The 21,204-nt window shown below is 42.5% G+C and carries 11 protein-coding genes; 5 read left to right on the plus strand and 6 right to left on the minus strand.

What is annotated here, in order from left to right; translation table 11 throughout:
* Positions 1-4: 4 nt before the first annotated feature.
* Genes V6M43_RS04270 through V6M43_RS04280 form a run of 3 tightly spaced genes read left to right on the plus strand, consistent with a single transcriptional unit; the run spans position 5 to position 4,182 of the window.
* On the plus strand, positions 5-1,186 hold the full coding sequence (locus tag V6M43_RS04270; RefSeq protein ID WP_332732794.1) for a glycoside hydrolase 100 family protein: 1,182 nt from the start codon (positions 5-7) through the stop codon (positions 1,184-1,186).
* A 17-nt stretch (positions 1,187-1,203) separates the two neighbouring features.
* Positions 1,204-2,082, plus strand: a complete 879-nt coding sequence (locus tag V6M43_RS04275; protein ID WP_332732795.1) for a carbohydrate kinase family protein — start codon at positions 1,204-1,206, stop codon at positions 2,080-2,082.
* Between the two features lie 15 nt (positions 2,083-2,097).
* A complete protein-coding gene (locus tag V6M43_RS04280; RefSeq protein WP_332732796.1) occupies positions 2,098-4,182 on the plus strand; it encodes a glycoside hydrolase family 97 protein in 2,085 nt (694 codons plus the stop codon).
* On the opposite strand, the gene treF is transcribed toward V6M43_RS04280, so the two are convergent.
* Together treF and V6M43_RS04290 are read right to left on the minus strand one after the other, a co-directional pair.
* On the minus strand, positions 4,183-5,766 hold the full coding sequence (gene treF, locus V6M43_RS04285; RefSeq protein ID WP_332732797.1) for an alpha,alpha-trehalase TreF: 1,584 nt from the start codon (positions 5,764-5,766) through the stop codon (positions 4,183-4,185).
* A 10-nt stretch (positions 5,767-5,776) separates the two neighbouring features.
* On the minus strand, positions 5,777-7,822 hold the full coding sequence (locus tag V6M43_RS04290) for a glycosyl hydrolase family 95 catalytic domain-containing protein (RefSeq protein ID WP_332732798.1): 2,046 nt from the start codon (positions 7,820-7,822) through the stop codon (positions 5,777-5,779).
* A gap of 65 nt (positions 7,823-7,887) precedes the next feature.
* Between V6M43_RS04290 and V6M43_RS04295 the strand changes: the two genes are divergently transcribed.
* The gene (locus V6M43_RS04295) at positions 7,888-8,847 is read left to right on the plus strand and encodes a GyrI-like domain-containing protein (protein WP_332732799.1); all 960 of its coding nucleotides are present in this window, start codon (positions 7,888-7,890) and stop codon (positions 8,845-8,847) included.
* 129 nt (positions 8,848-8,976) lie between these two features.
* On the plus strand, positions 8,977-9,762 hold the full coding sequence (locus tag V6M43_RS04300) for a hypothetical protein (protein ID WP_332732800.1): 786 nt from the start codon (positions 8,977-8,979) through the stop codon (positions 9,760-9,762).
* Here the strand turns inward: V6M43_RS04300 and V6M43_RS04305 are convergent.
* The 4 genes from V6M43_RS04305 to V6M43_RS04320 all read right to left on the minus strand — a co-directional run bounded on the left by V6M43_RS04305 (position 9,756) and on the right by V6M43_RS04320 (position 21,007).
* Positions 9,756-13,085: a VCBS repeat-containing protein gene (locus tag V6M43_RS04305; RefSeq protein ID WP_332732801.1), complete on the minus strand. Its 3,330-nt coding sequence runs from the start codon at positions 13,083-13,085 to the stop codon at positions 9,756-9,758. The two genes, V6M43_RS04300 and V6M43_RS04305, sit on opposite strands and share 7 nt — an antisense overlap.
* A gap of 9 nt (positions 13,086-13,094) precedes the next feature.
* The gene (locus V6M43_RS04310) at positions 13,095-16,409 is read right to left on the minus strand and encodes a CRTAC1 family protein (RefSeq protein ID WP_332732802.1); all 3,315 of its coding nucleotides are present in this window, start codon (positions 16,407-16,409) and stop codon (positions 13,095-13,097) included.
* A gap of 74 nt (positions 16,410-16,483) precedes the next feature.
* Positions 16,484-18,019 (minus strand): RagB/SusD family nutrient uptake outer membrane protein, encoded by a 1,536-nt coding sequence (locus V6M43_RS04315; protein ID WP_332732803.1) that lies wholly within the window; start codon positions 18,017-18,019, stop codon positions 16,484-16,486.
* A gap of 18 nt (positions 18,020-18,037) precedes the next feature.
* Positions 18,038-21,007, minus strand: a complete 2,970-nt coding sequence (locus V6M43_RS04320) for a SusC/RagA family TonB-linked outer membrane protein (RefSeq protein ID WP_332732804.1) — start codon at positions 21,005-21,007, stop codon at positions 18,038-18,040.
* Between the last annotated feature and the right edge of the window lie 197 nt (positions 21,008-21,204).

Here is a 21,204-nt window from a genome sequence, read left to right on the forward strand (position 1 = left end):
AACTATGAACAACAGCGCATATAACTTATCGTTAGACCTTCTCCGAATGGCATCAACGCCCTTCGGATTTGTTGCAAGTGTTCAGGAACATGATAATTATCGTCGGATCTGGACCCGTGATGGTACAATCAACAGTCTTGCTGCATTGCTCAGCGAAGATGCCGGGTTGATAGAAACGGCGAAAGCAACAATTGAAACGATATTTCTACATCAGCATACGCATGGATTCATGCCATCCAATGTTACACCCTCCGGTGGAGTGAGTTATGGAGGCACGGTAGGCAGGGCTGATAATCCCAGTTGGGCTGTGATCGGACTTTGCCAATATTGCCTCCTGAAGAATGATTTCAACCTCGCGATTCGATTCAGGAGAGAAGTTGAAAAATGTTTTTCGGTCATGGATGCCTGGGAGTTCAACGGGAAACACTTAATGTATGTTCCGCAAAGCGGCGACTGGGCGGATGAATATATCCAGCATGGTTATGTACTTTTTAACCAGTTGTTACGAATATGGGCATTAAGATCGGCTGCAAAAGTTTTCAATATGCCTTCCTGGCAACTAAAGGCAGATCAGATAACAGAAGTAGTGCAAAACAACTTCTGGAATAATCAGCATTCTGCTTCGCTCTATGCTCCTAACCTGGAACATCAGTTAGAGCATGCGCCTATGGATTTCTGGTTCATGGGCTTTAACCCTTCAAGAATTTATGCACAGTTTGACCTGCAGGCCAACCTGCTTATATTATTATTAGGAATTGGTAACAAGGAACAGGATAACACATTAGTAAGCCTTTTAAAAGGTTTCTATTCAAAGCACGGTAATATGCTTCCATCTTTTTATCCAACCATAACAGAGGGTGATCCCGACATGAAGGAATTAGAGAACAACTATGCCTATAGTTTTCGGAATCTCCCGGGTGAATTCCATAACGGTGGCTTATGGGCAGTGTGGAATGGATGGCTGGCTGCCGCCTTATGCACCATGGAGGAGGAAGATCTTGCTAAAAGCGTGACAGAAAAAATAGCCCTCGCCAACAGTCTGCACAATAATGAATTTAATGAATGCATACATGGACAAACAGGCCAACCAATTGGGGTACCCCAATGTACCTGGAGTGCTGGTGGATATATTTTGGCAATCAATTACCTCGCAGGCAAAAGATTGATCATGCGGTCTTCCGGTTAACCAATAAATAATTCGAGATGCAAAACAGTTTTGTATTGGCCATCGGTGAAGCATTGATAGATGCAGTATCAACCGAATTTGTTGATAATCTCTCTTATGCCCGCCAGTTGGAAATAAAGCCAGGTGGAAGTCCGGCAAACTTCTGCCGGTTTCTTCACCAGCTTGGCACACCTGCTCAACTGGTTGCAGCTATTGGTGAAGATGGATTTTCAAAGATCATAATGGATGATATGCAGGCAAAGGGCATTGACACCAAATATATACAGGTGATGAAAGAGCATGCTACCACGCTTATTGTAGTAGGAAAGAGCAAAGGCACACCAGATTTCAGTGCCTACCGTGATGCTGATATGCAAATTGCTGAGGTGGATGATCAACTTATTAATGATTGCAGCATAATTCACAGTACGGCATTTGCAATGAGCAAATTGCCGGCACGGGAAACTATACTCACGGCCATGCATAAGGCAAAAGGCCTGGGTAAGAAGATCAGTATAGACTGGAACTATGCCGAAAATATATGGGGAAAGCCTAATAATGCCGACATTGTTTTCCGGCAAATTACAGAACTGCTTCCTCTATTAAAATTCAGCCTCGATGATGCTTCCCGTTTTACAGGAAGAGACCTGGATGCTAAAGCTGCGATTGAATGGTTAAGTCAGTTCAACACAGATGTTACCTGCCTTACCTGCGGCGCGGATGGTGTCTGGTTCAGGATGCAAAACATGAATTGGGACCATGTTCCTGCTCCTCCGGTTGAAGTAAGGGATAGTACAGGAGCGGGAGATTCTTTCTGGGCAGGATTTATTCATGCATATTTGAAGAATGCCTCCATCAATGAATGTATCAATAATGCAATTTCAACAGCCTCCAAACGACTTCAGGGCCAGTTATAATGATCAATCTGCAAAATGAGAATAATAAAATACTTGGTAGCATTGTTTAGCTCCTTCATGGTAGCCTTTCCAGTTTATGCATTGGAGAAGATTGTGATCCATTCGAAAAATGCCAGCATACAACTTGTACTTCAAAACGATGGCGAAGGTAACTTCCATTATACTGTTAATTATATGGGAGAAGAAATAATTGCCCCTTCACATATAGGATTCAGGCTTAATAAACCCGCTGTTTCACTCCAAAAATTTGACAGGCTGAGTATAGATACCTCTTCAACAGAAGAAAGTTGGGAAACTGTTTGGGGAGAGGAAAAAGTTGTTCACAACAGTTATAAAGCAATAAAATATTCCATGCGTGATCGTCTTGGATCAGGCATACTGGTTAATCTTTATTTCAGGGTGTATAATGATGGGGTGGCTTTTAGATATGAATTTCCCGAACAGCAGGCACTGGCTCACTTTATTCTTGGAGACGAAAACACTACCTTCAAAATGAATGGAAACCATACCGCTTTCTGGATTCCGGGCGACTATGACAGCAATGAATACCAATATAATAAAACCAGGCTGGAAGATATCAATGCTTATACCGCCTCCGCAAAGGAAAAAGATATTGCACTTAAATCTGTATATGACAGCAATGCCGTACAAACCCCACTCCTCTTAAAAACTGATGCAGGCGTATTTATAAATATTCATGAAGCAGCTCTGATCAATTATCCGGTAATGCAGCTTCACTTAAACAAAACAGATCATTCATTTATTACCCACCTGGTGCCTGATGCAGTTGGGAATAAAGCCTATCTCAAGACCCCTTTCCGTACTCCCTGGCGTACTATCATCATCACCGGCAAAGCCACAGAGATGCTTTCATCGAGAATGATCATCAACTGCAATGAACCCTCTGTAATTAAAGACCCATCCTGGATAAAACCTCAGAAATTTATTGGTATGTGGTGGGAGATGCATATTGGGAAAGCCAACTGGCAAAAAGCGGATGGAAAGCATGGAGCCAATACAGAAAATGTAAAAACCTATATCGACTTCGCATCGAAAAACGGATTTGATGGTGTGCTGGTGGAAGGATGGAACGAAGGTTGGGAAGATTGGTTTGGAAATTGGAAGGAAAATGTATTTGATTTTGTAACACCATACCCCGACTATCACATTAAAAGTTTAAGTGAATATGCCTCATCAAGGGGAGTTAAACTGATAATGCACCACGAAACATCTGGTTCTGTAACCAATTATGAGCGTCATATGGATACAGCGTTCAGGTATATGCTCGCCCATGATATCAATACGGTGAAAACAGGGTATGTTGGAAGAATCATCCCAAGAGGTGAATACCACGATGGACAGTGGATGGTGAATCATTTCCAAAGAGTTGCTGAAAAGGCAGCCCGGTACAAAATAATGATCGAAGCCCATGAATCTGTACGTCCAACAGGCCTTCACCGCACTTATCCAAACTGGCTATCAAATGAGGCCGCAAGGGGAAATGAATTCAATAATGCACCCACGCTGGGACTAAATCCGGAGCATGAAACTATTCTGCCATTTACAAGGATGATGGGCGGACCAATGGACTACACGCCCGGTTTTTTCAGGTTCAGGCTTAATCAATATGATTCTTCCCGAACCACAAGGGTTCGAACCACACTCGCCAAACAATTGGCCAATTTTGTAATTATATATAGCCCTCTCCAGATGGCTGGCGACCTTCCAGAGAATTATGCATTATATCCGGATGCCTTCCAATTTATCCGGGATGTGGCAGTAGACTGGGATGAAACTAAAATATTATCTGCTGAACCTGGTGATTATATAGTGATGGCAAGAAAAGCCCGGAATAAAGATGAATGGTTTGCTGCGGCAGTAACAGATGAAAACAACCGATCAGTTTCATTTAGTTTTGAATTCCTTGAGCCGGGCGTGAGGTATGAAGCAACGATGTACCGCGATGGTGAGGCTGCCCATTGGGAAACAAACCCTGCATCTTATCGGATTGAAAAAAAGAAAATAACAAGCAGAACGATACTGCCCGTTAAACTTGCAAAAGGAGGTGGCGCTGCCATACATATACGCCGACTGCCATAATTATTCTTTAAGCCATTCCTTCATAGCAAGGTAAACTCCGTTGGTCCAACCAAAGCCGTCCTGTGCCTTATATTCACCTCCTCCGGCTGGCTTTGAAAGATCTGCAACATTGTATTTTTCCATTAATTTTCCGGTTTCCTTATACACTTTTTCATTAAGCTGAAGCCATCTGTTCGCGATCTCTTTTGCGAGGCCGATTTGTCCACTGCGGGCCAAACCAGTTACAGCCATCCATTGCAAGGGAGCCCATCCATTAGGAGCATCCCATTGCTGGCCCGTATTGTATTCGCTGCATTGCAATCCACCCGGTTGCAACAGCTTTTTTTGAACCACCTCTGCAGCTTGTCTTGCCACTACACTAAGGTAGCCCTGGCGTTGAGGGAAAAAACAGAATGGGAAAAGTCCTGCAGGAGTTATTGTATTTGTCATCTTCTGCTTCCTGAAATTGTAATCCGTGTAGAATTTCATTTCATTGTGCCAGCAATACTGATCAATCGCCTGCCTTCTTTTCTCTGCATAAGATTCAAACAATGCAACGCCCTTCTCATTCTTTGTAATAAGCATAGCCCTTGCAATAACCTGCTCTGTTTTGTAAAGCAGGCTGTTCAAATCTACCGGAATAATATCAGTGGTTTCAATTGTGCTGATGTTCCTCTTATCAGAAAACCACCTGCTGCTGTAATCCCAGCCACTTGCTGCCCCTGCGCGTAAATGCCTGTATACATTTGGTTTATTACGCTTTGACGAGATGGCGGTTTCAAGATCTTCCTTATAACTTTCCTGACGGGGAATTGATTTTTCATCCCAATACCTGTTCATGATGGTGCCGTCCTTCAATCTAACAACTGTTCCTGAAGCGTTACCTGGTTCCAGTTTATCAGCTCCTGCCATCCAGTATTGGTATTCTTTTTCAAGCTGGGGGAGATAAGTTACCATAACCTGGTCGCCTTTAACAGATGCAAGCAGTTCAACCATCATGGAGAAGAAAGGTGGTTGTGACCTGCTTAGATAATAAGAGCGGTTACCATTTGGAATATGTCCGTAGGTATCAATAAGCCAGGCAAAGTTTTTTACCATATTTTCTATCATATCATTCTCGCCACTCTCTTTAAGACCGAGCATGGTAAAATATGAATCCCAGTAATATATCTCCCTGAAGCGACCGCCGGGTACAATATATGGATGCGGCAAAGCCAAAAGGGAGGAGCCTTTTACAGCCTGGTCGGGTTCCCTTCTCAAAACTTTCCACAGACTTTTGATATGGGTACTGATATCTTCATTTGGATCGCTCTTATAATTTCCTGCAGGATTTACAGGCAGATCAAAATTTTCCTTTACAAATAAATCAAGGGCAAATTTTATGGCAGGATTACGTTTAGCGGCAAGATAATCTTTGACAATTTCAGCAGGGTCGCGACGGGGCACACAATCAACAAAGGTTTTGCCATCGGGAAAAATTCGCGCTTCCTGCACATCAATAAACAGTTCCCCATATACTCTATCCGGAGTAGGTGGAATAGTATCCTGACCCAATGATTCAAGATTAGACATGATCACTAAACTCAATAGAAATTTGCGTACCATAGAAGATGGTTTATTTGACAGTATATGTTTTCATCTGCGTTCCCACACCTTTCAGTGTTAGCTGCTTCCAATGTTTAGGGAGGGCTGATTTAATTTGTACCAAACCTTTGGAAGTAATCTCCAACCCGCCAAATCCCATAAGAACGCTTTGTACAATACCTCCGGCACCTGTGGCAAAATAAGGATTGGTTCCTCCCTTGGTTTCTGCAATCACCCGAAATGGGGGATTCAGATTGGGAACATATGCATCCTGGAACCAATGATACGCTTTTTCGCCATCGCCCAGCCTTGCATAGAGCGTTGTGAATACGGCCTGTGTCATAGCCGGAGTTCCTTCATTGGGAACGCGCTTTTCATAGTATTCAAGGTCTTTTCGTATTGCCTGTGGATTGGTAATTTCTTTTAATGGATAGGAAAGTAGATTTACATCTGCCTGCTTAATACCTTCACCTTTATAGGTAGCGTGTTCCTGTGTTACCCCATCTTCAAATTTCAGTATAGGAATATTGGTGGCAACATGTTTCCAATCTGCATCGGGAGTAATTCCCAGGATAATGGCAGCTTCGGTCGCAAAGTTAAGGTTGGCCTTTGCGGCAGCATTAGTGAATGCATTATTGTCAACATTTTCGGCCCACTCATCTGCAGCAACAACGTTTCGGATATCATATTTTCCCGTCCCGTTGCGTTCTACCCTGCTTGCCCAAAAATCGGCGGTAGCAGAAAGGATGGGCCATCCTTTGTCCCTCAACCACTGCTTGTCTTGCGTAACGCAATAATAATTCCAGGCAGCAATCGCAACACAGGCAGTTATATGGTGTTCAAAAGGACCGCTCAATGCCCAAACAGGTGTTTCTTCCACTCCGGTTTCTGCACTTTCCCATGGATACATCGCCCCCTTGAAGCCTTTTGAAAAGGCATTTCTTTTTGCGGCATCAAGGCGTTGAAACCGGTATTCTACCATACTTCTGGCAATAGAGGGTTTTAATACCAGCAGTGCCGGGTACATCCAGAGTTCTGTGTCCCAGAAAACATGGCCATTATAACCAAGTCCGCTGAGCCCCATAGGCGATGGCGAAAGTGCTGTACCCTCGCGCGTAAAAGAATAAAGATGGTAGATCATGCTACGGATATCCTGTTGTGCCTGCGGGTCACCCTCAATGATGATATCCGATTTCCAGAGTTCCTCCCAGGCAGCTTCATGAAAGCGAAGCAGCCGGTCGCGACCTTCCAGTTTCGCATATATTGTTAGACGCTCTGCTTCATTAAGCGGATCATCATGGTGGGCGGAAGTTATGGATGAACCGGCAATAGAAAACCTGTAGGTTTGGCCAGCCTTCAACTTCCGGCTAAATTTCATCAGGTGCATATTGTTATCCCACATCTCATGAACAACCCGCGGTTCCTCGCCATGGTGTTCCTCAAACAGAAAGGTATTTGAGGCACATAGCTGCAACTTCCCGGTAGGACTTTTAGCTGAAGAGGTCAGAAGGCTTAAAACAACATGCGGCCTGTCAATTTCATTATAATAATTCTGTACATCCCTAAGTGCATCAGGGGCCTCCATCACACTAGCAGCATTGATACTAATATCCTGCTTAGGTGTTATACTAACGTCCATGAGTACCGTAAAAGGTAACTGCCGCAGTGAATAATAGCTATAGGTAATACTGGCTTTGTCGGCATAATCAAAGGAAGCCGTGAATGAAGCCTTGCGCATATCTAGTTTCTGAGTAAAATTTGTTGCCGATTTCGCATCCATGCGCTTCCCGTCTATGTCGAGCGTCATGTTGAGTAGATTGAAGCTTCGGAGAAAATTACTCACACGCCCCCGGCCATATTGGTCATAAGCACCTGCTAGCACCACATCTTTCACCTTAAAGGGCTCAGGCGCGGAAACAATGCCGATCATACCATTGGCAACAGTGATTCCATAATAATCTGCAGCATTGATTGTTCTGGCAGTAATTGACCATGGATCGGGTTCCTGGGCCATAACGGATAAGCAGCCGGCAAACAGCAAAGCTTTAACAGTGATTAATTTCAATAGTAATTGCATATGCAGCATATTTTAAAGAGAAGGAGTACTAAATTTACCAACAGATTACGATGTAATCCGGTTTTATGCGAAAAGAAAGAAAGTTATTATCCGTTATGATCCTGGGAATACTGAGCATGGTGCTCCTTCTTTCTGTGACCATCCCCATTAATTTTACTACCAGGGCCAGTGTACCTTATTCTTTGCACAAGACCATGGAACAATTAACGAGTGCGGTTCAACTCCCACGGTGGTTTCTTCCGTTTGCAAACCAGGACAGTACAAGATATAGAATCATAGCACTGCCTTCGCCATCAATAACAGCCCCTGCTCACGAGCTCAAACTTATTTCCGCAACACCCTCAGAAGCTGTAATCTCTTTCCAGCATGAGGATGACAGGAGAAGGTTTCGATTTGTTGCTTCACCTGATAGCAGAAAAAAGGGCGCTTCCGTGGTTAGCCTAACCCTTTCAAATACGCTTTGGAAACAGATGCTTGACCAGGATGAGGTGGAAAAAGAAGTAATCAGGAGCCTGAAAAACCTTGAATCTTTTACTAATGATACGAGGCGTTTTTATGGCTACGAGATTAGGCGCGATAATATTACGGATAGTAGTTTGTTATTTATTACCACCTCAATTGAGCCAACACAAAAAGCTGCAGCCTCACGCATTCTTTTTGATTCCTTATTGGTTTATGTTAAAAATAACGGGATCGCGCATAATGGTAAAAGGCTGTTTTATAGCCAGCCAATAAAAGCAGGCGAGTTACAAATCTTTGCAGGTCTTTCTGTGCAAAGCACCGTCACACCGAAGCCTTCAGATGGTATCACAAAAAAAACCATTCCAACCGGCAGCAAAATGCTGGTAGCAAATTTCAAAGGTCCCTATAAGAATATTGAGACTGTTTACAGGGCCCTGGAAAAATACAGGAGTGATTATGCATTGGTGAGTACAACCATTCCTTTTGAAGATTTCCAGACAGCAGGTTATGGTTTTAATCCCGATGAAGTGGTTGAAATAAAGGTCTGCTACCCTATCAATTGATTTAGTATGCGTAAAAGGAACATCTTCATTCTTATTTTAATTGTCCTTGGGTTCATCTGGGCTTTATTTTACCTGCCATTATTTACCCATGTCGAGAAAAAGACCTTCCCTTTAAAATCGGGCAGACTCATGGAGCTACTTATAATGCCCGTCAATTATGATCGGTGGATGAACAAGACACTACGTCAGATGCATCATGACAGCGTGCTAAAAGTTTCTACAAAGGGTACCAGTATGGCTGTATATACTATCAGGGAAAAAAGTAAAAGCAAAAGATTCCTCTTAAGCGCTCAGCCAGCTAAAACCAATGAAGCAAAAACAGATCTTCATTTATCATTTAATGCGAGCTTATGGCAAAAAATGATTGATTTTAATGAAGAACAGACTGCTATGGTGAATAGTTTCAGTAAACTTGAAAATCTGGTGAAAAGTCCGCTTGCATTTTATGGTTATGATATACACGAAGCCAAAGTGCCTGACAGCACATTCCTCTACCATGCCATAACTACAACAAATAAGGACAGGCAGAAAACCATGCAAAAAATATTTGAAGTGCTGATTGATTACGCGGAGCAAAAAAATGCAGGCTTCAATGGTAAGAGGATCTTTCACTTTACACGCGAAGGTGATGATTCTATAAGGTTGTATGGTAGCATCGGAATCAATCATCCTGAAACAATACCAAATAACAGTCCCTATCCCTTAAAGAGAATGCCTTTTGGAAAGAACCTGTTGGTGACTCCTTTTGAAGGGCCCTATATGCGTGTTGAACAGGCTTATGCCGCCATAGAACAATTCAAGCTCGACCATCAATATATAAGTATGGCGATTCCATATCACCGAATCACGGCACCTGAGTTGTCATTGGCAGATTCTACAATAACAAGACTTGAAGTTTGTTACCCTGTTTACTGAACATTGGGAGGGGAAATCCGGATAATCCGGAGGCTGTCATTGTTGAAAGCAGCCACGATGTGTTTCCCCGTTACAGTGTTGATGATTTGAAGATCTCTTATCTGGCCTTTTAACGCCAGGTTCTGAAGTTTTAATACCTGGAATTTACCTTGCCCGAGATTAACCGACATAGTTCCATAATCTGCGTCATAACGGCCCATTTCAATGTTTGCCCCATAAAAATTACCCCCAGTAAGAATATCTGGTAATTGATCACCATTTATATCAATTATTGATGCTGCTCTACAAGGGGACCACTGCAATGGAGAATCCATAATTATTGGTCTGAATTTACCTTTACCCTCATTGATATAGAGAGTTGTTGCAAAATGATCTGCACGATGAACAATGGAACTTTTGAGTTTCTCTACACTAAACAGTTCTTCGAGAGTGGCTTTAGCGAAATTCTCAGCGTAGAGGAATTTTTTCTTTAGTACCGGTAATTGCTTTTCCAACTCAAACTTATTAGCAAATGGTTTTTCGAAGCCATCATGAAAATAAGTGAGAATAGTTTCTTTACGGCCATTGCCATCAAAATCATTATAGTACAACCTTACCGGGTGCTCTTTATCTGCTTTCAATCTGCTGTTGAGGCCCAGGTTTCCAGCCAGTACATCAATATCACCATCTCCATCCGCATCAAAAGGAGTGACCATATTCCACCAGCCATATTCATTACCCAATTTTAATTTAAATAACCTTCCCAGCTTGTTTTCAAACCAGGTAATTCGCTCCCATTCCATTGCCACCAGAAGATCCTCATCACCATCACTATCCATATCAATCCAACGGGCATCGGTTATCATGCCGCAATTTGTGAGTTCCGGTGCAAGGGTGCTTGTAACATCTTTGAATCGCGAACCACCATCATTCAACAGGAGATATGAACGCGGAATTTCGCCATAGGCAAAAGAAACAGCACGGCCGCTGATAATAAGATCGTTGAATCCATCTTTATTTATATCACACACCAGCACCCTGGATGAAGTAAGGTGAATATTTGTAAAGGCATTGACAGAGCGGTTAAGTTTGCCTTTTCCATCATTAAGGTAAAGGCGGGGAGCCAGCATTGGATCTTTAGCATAAAATTCATTCCCACCACTAACCACAATGAGATCGTTGGCGCCATCACCATTCATGTCAGCCCAGGCAGCGTTAATATCCTCAAAAGCGCTATCAGCATCAAGGGCTGGTTGTACAGATAAGTTAAACTTGCCATCCGGAAGCTGTATGTAAACAGATGGCCTTTTATTCCTTGCGTTTCCAATGAAAATATCTTCCCTCCCATCTCCATTCATATCGCCTATTGCTAAAGCGGGACCTTCAGTTGACAGCATGTTTGGAGTAAGTGGTTCGCGGTTAAAATCAACATACTGATTCTCTTCATGTTTGAATTTAATGCCTAATTCATTCTCAACAAATGTGAGTGAAGGGGGTTCCGGTTTGCCCTTTACAGAAAGGGAGCGAAAGTCAAAAGCGGGTAGGTTAGGGCGCCAGTTAAATCGTGGCTGCTTAGCAAGTGTATCAATTTTAAATGGCTCATAGGTTCCATCGGGCCATATTAAAAAAGCCGAGTCAATAACCGATCGTCCTGCCGTAATTTGAAGAGGTATTTCCATAGAAGAAAGAAAGCCATGCACAGGCGATTTCTCAGTTGTAAGTATTTTATCACCTGAAAACATAACCACCCGTGCTCCCAATGCATTCAGGTTATTCGGGGAGCCCTTTAAATGGAATTGCCAATTTTTGTGGGTACTATCGAAACTTGTGTTCTGATAAATTGTGGCAGGTGCGTCAATACTGTTTACAACTATATCGAGGTATCCATCATTGTTAAGGTCGGCATATATAGCACCATTAGAGAATCCGGGTTTTTCATTTTCAATCTTTTTCTCCATATCAAGGAAACGAAGATTCTTATCATTGATGAAAAATTTATTCTTCAACCTGATCTGGGGAAATTTTTCGATAACAGCCATATCGCTTTCTTCCATTTTACCTGCACCAATTTTTTGCTGGATCTCCCCATTTGAAATATAATTGACGTAATCGATATCATTTAACCGTTTAGGAATGCCATTTGAGATAAACAAATCTTTATACCCATCATTATCCATATCAAACCAGAGCGGGGCCCATGACCAATCCGTGGCATGAATGCCACTAAATAAACCTATCTCACTAAAATGGCCATTGCCTCTGTTCAACTGAAGATTATTACGTGTAAACTGATATTGATAACCATATTTAACTTTCATCTGTGCGAGGTTGTATTCATCTTCACCCAGAGACCGTTTAAGAATATTATAATCAGCTGGCAACATGTCTACGGACAAAATTTCAGGAGCTCCATCATTATTTATATCCGAAACATCTACACCCATTGAAAACTGTGATGTATGCATTAGTGATTGTTCGGATTGTTCCAGAAATCCACCCTTCCTGTCATTTATATACAGGTAATCATTTTCATGGAAATCATTTCCAATGTAGATATCAGGATATCCATCCAGATTGATATCTGCTATTACCATGCCCAGACCATATCCGATTGCTGAACTATTAATAGCTATCTCACGGGTCATATCCCTGAATGTTCCCGAATCATTCCGATAAAATCTATCACCTGAAAGGGGATGATACGTTCCGGTAAACAATTTTCTTTCACCGAAAGTTCCATTATGGTGCAATGAATGGTTCATCAGATACATGTCAAGGTCACCATCAAGGTCCTGGTCAAAAAACGCTGCCTGGGTGCTGAAACCCGAAAAATCAAGTCCGTATGCCGCTGCGCTATCTGAGAATATTGGAATACCATTGCGATTGCCTTTATTTACCAGTAGTTGGTTCCTGCTTTTCAATGGTCCAAAAGAGCCTACTCTGCACACATATAAATCAAGTAGTCCATCATTATTAATATCTACAACTGAAACACCCGTTGACCAACCTCCGTCTTGTGGTATGTCTGCCATTGCAGTTATATCACGGAAATTGAACTCACCATTATTCAGGTAGAGCTTATTTCCCTGCTGATTGGCTGCAAAGAACAGGTCCACCATTCCGTCCTGGTTAAAGTCTCCGGCAGCTACTCCAGCTCCATTATAAAAATACATGTAGTTGAACATGTTGAGTTCTGAGGATGGCTTTAGTGTATTTGAAAAGGATATGCCTGTTTGATCGGTTGAAAGTACTTTAAATACATTGGGTTGATCTTGCTTCTTGCCGCAGGACAGGATGACAGAAAGTAAAGAAAAAATGAAGAAATATGGATTGATCCTTTCCATGGTGGTGGTCTATATTTTCGATTTGGTCCTTAGAGTAAGTTGAACAGGTTTTTCATTGTTACGAAGAAGTAAATAGGACGATTTACCTTTTTGATTCAAGGGAAGAATCTGTCTGATTACCCCTGTTACCTGAAGACCGGATTTCGCCGGCGGCAACCAACTGAAACCTGCATTCCCATCATTGATAAGCACATGCCCATAGCTTGCATCCAGCCTTCCAAACTGGGGTTGTAAAAATGTATTGTTCCCCCCCATTAGCAAATCAATTTTTCCGTCACCATTCAAATCGGTACAAACGATCGCATTTACAGGCGCCAATTGAACCTGGTAGGGCATCTCCTTAATACTAAACCCTCCTTTGCCATCATTGATGGCAATGATGGACAAACTATAATTAAACTCCTTCATCACAGCCTCTTTAATATCTTCAGGGTTAAAAAGATCCTGGATAGATTTGGTTGCATATTGTTCATGGCGAAGATTCTGCTTTTTTAATGATGGGATCTGATCGGTGAGTTCTCTTTTCAGGAAAACTGGCATATCCTTTCCGGCGATGCTCCTTGTAAATACTTTATCTACATTCCCATTTTTATCAAAATCACTGCTCCATAGTTTAACAGGGTTGACACTGTCGGGCTTCAGGTAAAAGTTACTTCCAAAATTCCCCATTACCAGATCCTGATCACCATCATTATCCAGGTCGGCCGTGGTAACTGTTTGCCACCATCCTAATAAATGTTCCAATCCCGTTAAAACAGGTTCAAGTTTATTATTGCGAATTCTATAAACGCCTGGCGACATCCATTCGCCTACTATTACAAGTTCCTTATTCCCCTCCTTATCAAGGTCAACCCATACGGCGGAGGTTACCATTCCGCCTTTTACCAATGTTTTGTTCCAATCTGCTAATCGATCAATAAAATTTCCATTACCATCATTTATATACAAGTAGCTATCTGCCGCAATTCCATATTGATAAGGTACCGACCTGCCACCTACAAAAAGATCAAGATCACCATCCCCATCCACATCATTTGGAATTGCCACTGATATATTTACACTATTCCTCGAAAAGCGGTTTGCAGCAATCGTAAAATTAGCTTTCCCATCATTGAGGTAAAGCCTGTGCTGCAGTTCTTTACTATTAGGAGGATGATGATTACCGCCTGCACCAATGAAGAGATCATTATCACCATCACTATCGGCATCAAAGAAGCAGGCCACAGTTTCTTCTACGGAAACAAATTCTTCGGCTCCTGCTATATTAACCAGCCGAAATCTATTATCACCCTGAATATATAAGCTCCCTGTCTGTCCTTCTGCGCCACATATATAAATATCCTCTTTACCATCTCCATTCAGGTCTGCCACAGCTGCTTTAGGTCCTTCCCGTGAAAGCATAACCGGAATATTACGTTCATTATAAAAATCAATTTGATCATCTTCCTGGTGCGTTTTGAATACCGTGCTATCAACAACAAATAATTGCGGAGTTGATTTTTCTGGTAGTAAAATACCCTGGATAGCATTTGAACTTTTCTTTACAACATGAAGTTTGTTTACTTCCGGCCTAATGATTACTGTTCTTTTTCTATCAGGCCATGTAATAACTGCGGAATCCGGATTTGTAATACCTAAGCCAAAACTCACTTTATATTCAACAGAAGATTGAAATCCTCGAGTTGGTACCAGCTCGCGGCTCATGATTTGGTCACTATTGTATAAGTTGATCTTGGCACCGATGGCGAAGCGGTTCAAACTATCGCCCTCAAGGGAAAATGCTATATATGCATTCCCGTTTTGCTGACGGCTGTTATTCCGAAAAACGAATGATTCCTGGTTTACATTATTGACGATCAGATCAAGATCACCATCATTGTCAAGATCACCATAAGCAGCACCATTAGAAAAGGAAGGTATCGCTATCCCCCATTCACCTGCCATATCGGTGAAATGTAATCGTCCATTATTTCGATACATCTTATTCGGTATGGCCCTTGAAGGCATCTTTCCGATAATTCCTTCAATATCTTCTTTTTGCCCTGTAAGCACCATTTTCTGAATGATATCATTAGCAAAGAAGTCAATAAAATCCTGATCGGTCACATCATTATAAATTCCGTTACTAACATAGAGATCATTCCAGCCATCATTATCGGCATCAAATATCAATCCACCCCAACTCCAGTCGGATGCTGCTACACCACTGAAAAAAGCGGTTTCCATAAATTTGCCATTCTGGTTATTTACCTGGAGAGTATTCTGCATGAACTGGTTGTAAAAGCCTGATCTTTCCTTAAGGCGTTGAACATCATAATGCTCAAATGCAGTGGTGGTTTTGAGGCGGGTTTCATCATCAGGGAGCATCTCTGTCACAAAAATATCGGGATAGCCATCGTTATTAATATCGGCCATATCCGCACCCATGGATGAATGGCTGATATGTTGCATCCAGCTTTCCAGCTCTTCTGAAAACCCTCCATTACGATTATTTATATACAGATAATCACGTTCAAAAAAATCATTGGAAACATATATATCCGGATATAGGTCACCGTTAACATCTCCTACCGTAACCCCAAGTCCGAAGCTTATCAAACTACCATAAATACCAGCAGCTTCGCTAACATCAATAAATTTACCGTTATCGTTACGTAGCAGATAGGAGCCACCGCCTTTGAGGAAATCTGCAACCGGCCAATCTTTGGCACGCAGATCCCTTTTGTTGGAGTAGTTTAGTGTATTAACAGGAATAAAACTATTGTTCAGGATATAACAATCGAGGTCACCATCAAGGTCATAATCAAAGAAAGCAGCGTGGGTAGTATAACCATCATTTGCCAGTCCGTATTCACGGGCAGACTCTTTGAAACTTCCGTTTTTCAGGTTTATGAATAAGGCGTTTTCCTGGCGCATGCCCCGTTGGTAGCCGGCATTGCAAACATAGATATCAAGCCAGCCATCATTGTTGATGTCAACCATCACTACTCCAGTGCTCCACTTATTGCTTTCTGTAATTCCGGCTTTGTCCGATACATCTTCGAATTTCCAGTTACCCTTATTTATATAGAGTTTGTTACTGCCCATATTAGCAGTAAAGAACACATCAGCCAATCCATCATTATTGATATCTCCGATGGCGCATCCGCCGCCATTATAAAAATTCCTGTAGCTGAAAATATTGAAGTCGGTGGTATTACTCACCGTATTGGTAAAATTTATACCGGATTTTTCAACGAGTTCAAAAAGTGTTTCAGTGCTCTTCTTTTGCTTACATGCTGTGAGAGAAAGCATTATCATCAATGTACACCAATATCTACGCATAGGAGATCAATCTACAAATAAAAAGAGGTCATTTGTTAGAATGACCTCTTGAATTTTATCCGATTATGTTTTTATTAGAATCCAGGATTCTGTGTGAGGTTCGGATTAACTGCGAGCTGCTCGTTTGGAATTGCAAAAAGCAGGTATTTCGCATCGCTGGCTGGTTTTTCCTGCCAGGCATCCAGGAACTTACCGAAACGGATCAGGTCATTACGACGCCATCCTTCCCAATACAATTCACGACCTCTTTCGTCAATTAGATTGTCTAATGTAAGGGTGGTAAAATCATCCACGCCACGCAAATTACGGATCTCATTTACGATATCCCTTGCAGCAGGCTCATTACCTGAACGGAGTAGCGCTTCAGCCTTCATCAACAATACATCAGCGTAACGAAATATCACGTATTCATTATCTGACTGGTCGCCGCTTACATAGTCAATAGGGTATTTCACAACACGGATACCGGTAATTTCAAGATTATCTCCTGTTTCAGTGAGTTTAACTTCCCTTGTGAAAGCCAGTGGTGCACCTTTTCTATCCTTAAGAGCAACATTGTTCTGGTCAAACTGCTGACCTTCCAGGAATCCAACTTTTACACCACCTACTGAAGTAATGCCGGGGTAACTCTGAACCAGGCGATCATCATCTTCTTCAAATTTGTCATAGAAATCAGAGAGTGTTGCAAATCCATTCCATCCACTTGGATTCTGGTTATAGTGCAGTTGTGCAAACCAGCGGCTTCTTACGTTACCACCTCTCACACCAGGTGTATTTTCCAAAGCATAAATGATCTCCTTAGAAATGGCGGAGTTATTTGGTGCGAAGTTTTCGAAATAGCTTGCCTGTAATGAGTACTTTGGATCAGTGGATGCAATGATCTCATCCGCAAGAGCTATAACACGGGCCATATCGGCATTATCGAAGTCGCCAGCTGCTGGCTGCTTGGTTCTATCCTTATAGACGGCCTTGTTAAGATAAACCTTCATCATGAGCGCTTTTGCAGCATTCTTGTTTGCCTTGATCATAGGTCCGTTTGGCAAGCTGGCTACAGCAGCTTCAAGTTCTGCAATGATAAAGTTTGCAGCATCCACTCCTTTTTTAGTTTCAGGAAGGATGGTAAGATCTTCAAAATTCTCACCCTCTCTGAATGGAACCTGGTCCCATCCATCAAGTGTACAGAACATGGAGAGTGCGCGAATGAATCTTGCTTCCGCCTTTTGCTGGGCAGATGCAGCAGATAATGCAATCACGTTTGTTGAGAAATACTGTGTTTGCTGAAGTTCACGATAGGTATCACGGAGAAATCCATGGTCAGCATTCCAGCGGTGATTGTGAAGTACACGCCAAACACCATTATCATCCCAGTCGGCACCACGTGTTGGCCCGATCACGGCATCGCCTGTATGCTCCTGGGCAGCCCAGAAGCGGCTTTGGTCCTGGAAGGGATTATTCAATGCAGAATAGGCTCCCTGGAGGATAGATTGCGGATCAATATCGTCTTCCGCAACAGCACTAAGGCTGTCATCAAACTCTTCCTCCAGCTTTGTACAAGAGAAAAGCAATGAGGTAGAAAGAGTGGCTAAGATTAATATATTCTTGATTTTCATTTTGCTTTTGGTTTTCCGTTATAAAGTAAAGTTTACACCCAACAATATGGTACGGGCAGATGGGAATGGAGTATACTCGATTCCAAATGATGGAACGCCATCAATTGATTTGTCCGTATTCACTTCCGGATCGAAACCGCTGTAATTTGTGAACAGCAATAGATTCTGGCCGGTGAGAGAAATATTCACATTCCTGAAGGTCTTACCAATTTTACCCAGGCTATAGTTCAGTGTTGCGTTTGCAAGTTTCAGGTAGTCTCCTTTCTCAAGGTAACGTGTAGAGGCAGCAACTGGGTTAGACTGGCTTTCGAGGTCAGCCGTAGATACCAGGTCTTTCGCAACATTCCTTGTTCCGAGGTTACCAATTGGTAGTACAGTATTGGCAGTATTGTTATAAATCTGGTGGCCATATGCGCCATTCAGGTTAATACCGAGTGACCATTTCTTCCAGGCAACATCTGTACTGATTCCCAGAATGAAATCAGGGTTGGGATCACCAGCATAAATCTGCTGACCTTCATTACCATAATCACTTTGTCCGGTAGTTTTATTGATGCCCTGGTAGTCGCGCAGGTAAAACACGTTAAGAGGCTGACCATTGATGAGGCGCTGAATAGTAGTTCCTGAAATACCCTGTCCGTGCAAACCACCTGTTTCAATGATCTGGCTACCAAAGTTGGTGAGCTCATTTTTTTGGAAAGTTGCCACCACACCCAGGTTCCAGTTAAGGTCTGAGCTGCGGATAATGGCAGTGTTTAATGCAACTTCTACACCCTCATTGATGATATTACCTGGCAGGTTAACCCAATATTTACCAGCAGGGCCGGGTTGTGCAATGAACTGCTCAAACAGGAAGTCCTCGGTATCTTTTTTGAAATAATCAACACTACCATATACCCTGTCATTGGCGAAGCCAAAGTCAAGACCAATATTGGTAGTTACAGATGTTTCCCATTTCAATTTATCATTACCAAAGTTTGTTCTTTGTGCCTGTCCTGGAGCTGTGAAGCGATAACGGGTAAGGGAGGCGCCGGCAGGAAACTCCTGGTTACCAGTGATACCCCAACCAGCCCTTAATTTCAGTGTATTGAAAACATTGCTGCCCTTCATGAATTCTTCATTAGTGATGTTCCAGGCAGCACCAAAAGATGGGAAGTAACCATACTTGTTATCAGAACCAAACTTACTGGATCCGTCGGCACGGAAAGTTGCAGTAAGCAGGTATTTATCATACATATTAATGGTTGCCCTTGCGAAGTAAGATTGCAGCTCAGAGGTTGGATCAGCAAAAGAAAAGACGCTCCTGCTTGCATTTGTAGAGTACTGGAAATAATCGTAGTAATTCAGACCGAACTCATCAAAGTCCTGAGCAGCGAAGAAGAATCCCTTGTTCTGGAACTTCATGTATTCATGTCCAACCAGCGCAGTTACACTAAAATTATCATTGATATCTTTAGTGTAATTCAAAGTATTGGTGAATTGTGTTGTTACCAACTGGTTATTGCTTGAGGCAGCAATACCTCTGTCAGTAACGTTCTGAATATTTATCCAATCCTTGATCTCCTGGTTACGGTTACCGCTTGCATAACGAACGCTGAAGAGCATGCGATATTCAAAGTTGCTGTTAAAGCGGTAGAATGGTGAAATGCTTCCCAACACGTTCGTAAGGTTAGACAAATCATTATAGGCTTCTGACATTGCCAATGGGTTCACCGTGGTAGAACCAGCTTCCACGAATAAAGTGCCATCGGGGTTTCTGAGAGCGCGGGTAGGATTCCATTGCAGCGCCTGGCCTACCATGCTTCCCTGGAAGCCCGCATCATTTGAGATCGGAGCTATATCTTCTACGTTATGGGAAGTAAGCAAGTTAACATCTAGTCCTAGTTTTTTGCTTTCCAGGAATTTAAAACCAGCGGATATATTACCGGTATACTTCCTGAATCTAGATTTACGCATGATACCCTCCTGGTCCATATATCCGAGAGATACACGATAACGGCCACGATCATTACCACCTGCAATAGATGCGTTATAATTTTCTGTGATAGCTGTACGGGTAATAGCATCCATAGCATCAACATCATCTCCAAAATCGCCTTGTGTAAGATTATACTTATCAAGGGCGGCGGCATATTCACCGGCGTCAAGCACATCCAGTTTCTTCAGAAGGTTACTAAAGCCCACTGAGGTATTGAAAGTTATTGAGGGTTCACCACTCTGACCGCGCTTTGTGGTAATCAACACAACACCATTGGAACCGCGTGATCCGTAGATGGCTGCAGCCGATGCATCTTTCAATACATCCATGGATGCGATATCATTCGGATTGATAAAGTTTAACGGGTTAGCACCTGGTGTATTTCCAATTGCACCAGTTGCGCCGCTTCGGGCATTATTATTATCAAGAGGAACACCATCCACTACATAGAGGGGCTGGTTACCAGCACGTACAGAGGCATTACCCCTGATACGAACGGTTGTAGCTCCACCGGGTTGACCACTGTTGTTCAGAACCTGAACTCCAGCAACCTTACCTTGTATAAGTTGATCGGGAGCAGCCATTACTCCGCGGTTAAAATCTTTTTCTTTTACTGAGGCTACTGATCCGGTAAGGTCTTTCTTCCTTGCAGTACCATAACCTACAACCACCACTTCACTGAGAGCGGCATCTGAAGCTATAAGGCCAACTTCTATTTCACTCTTATTAGAAATATCAATTTCCTGTGTTGTGAAACCAACGGAGGTTACAACCAGCCTGGTAGCACTTGCAGGTACACCCGCAAGACTGAAAGTTCCATCACTACCAGTAGAAGTGCCCCTGGTTGAGCCTTTTACAGTAACAGTAGCTCCAATTAATGGAGTGCCGTCTTTTGAATCTGTGATTTTTCCTGTAATGGTACGCTCCTGCGCCTGAATGGCTGAGCCTAAGAAAAGCAGTAGCAAGAGAGTTGACAACCCTCTCACCCAACGTGGCAATGCAGCAATCATAATTTTTAAATTTTAGTTTTGGTTTTCGTGACGGTTATGAAAGTCGTTTATTGAAGTGTATATTAGGCAGTTTGGCAGGACAGAACGCTGCATTAAAAAATGCTCATACAACGAAATACCTGGCAAGCAACCTGCAATCAAATTGAATCTTTTTTTTAATACTTTATTAACTTATGTCCGGCAAACGGTTTCGCAAC

The sequence above is a fragment of the Flavihumibacter sp. genome, from assembly GCF_036676075.1.
Classification (GTDB): Bacteria; Bacteroidota; Bacteroidia; order Chitinophagales; family Chitinophagaceae; genus Flavihumibacter.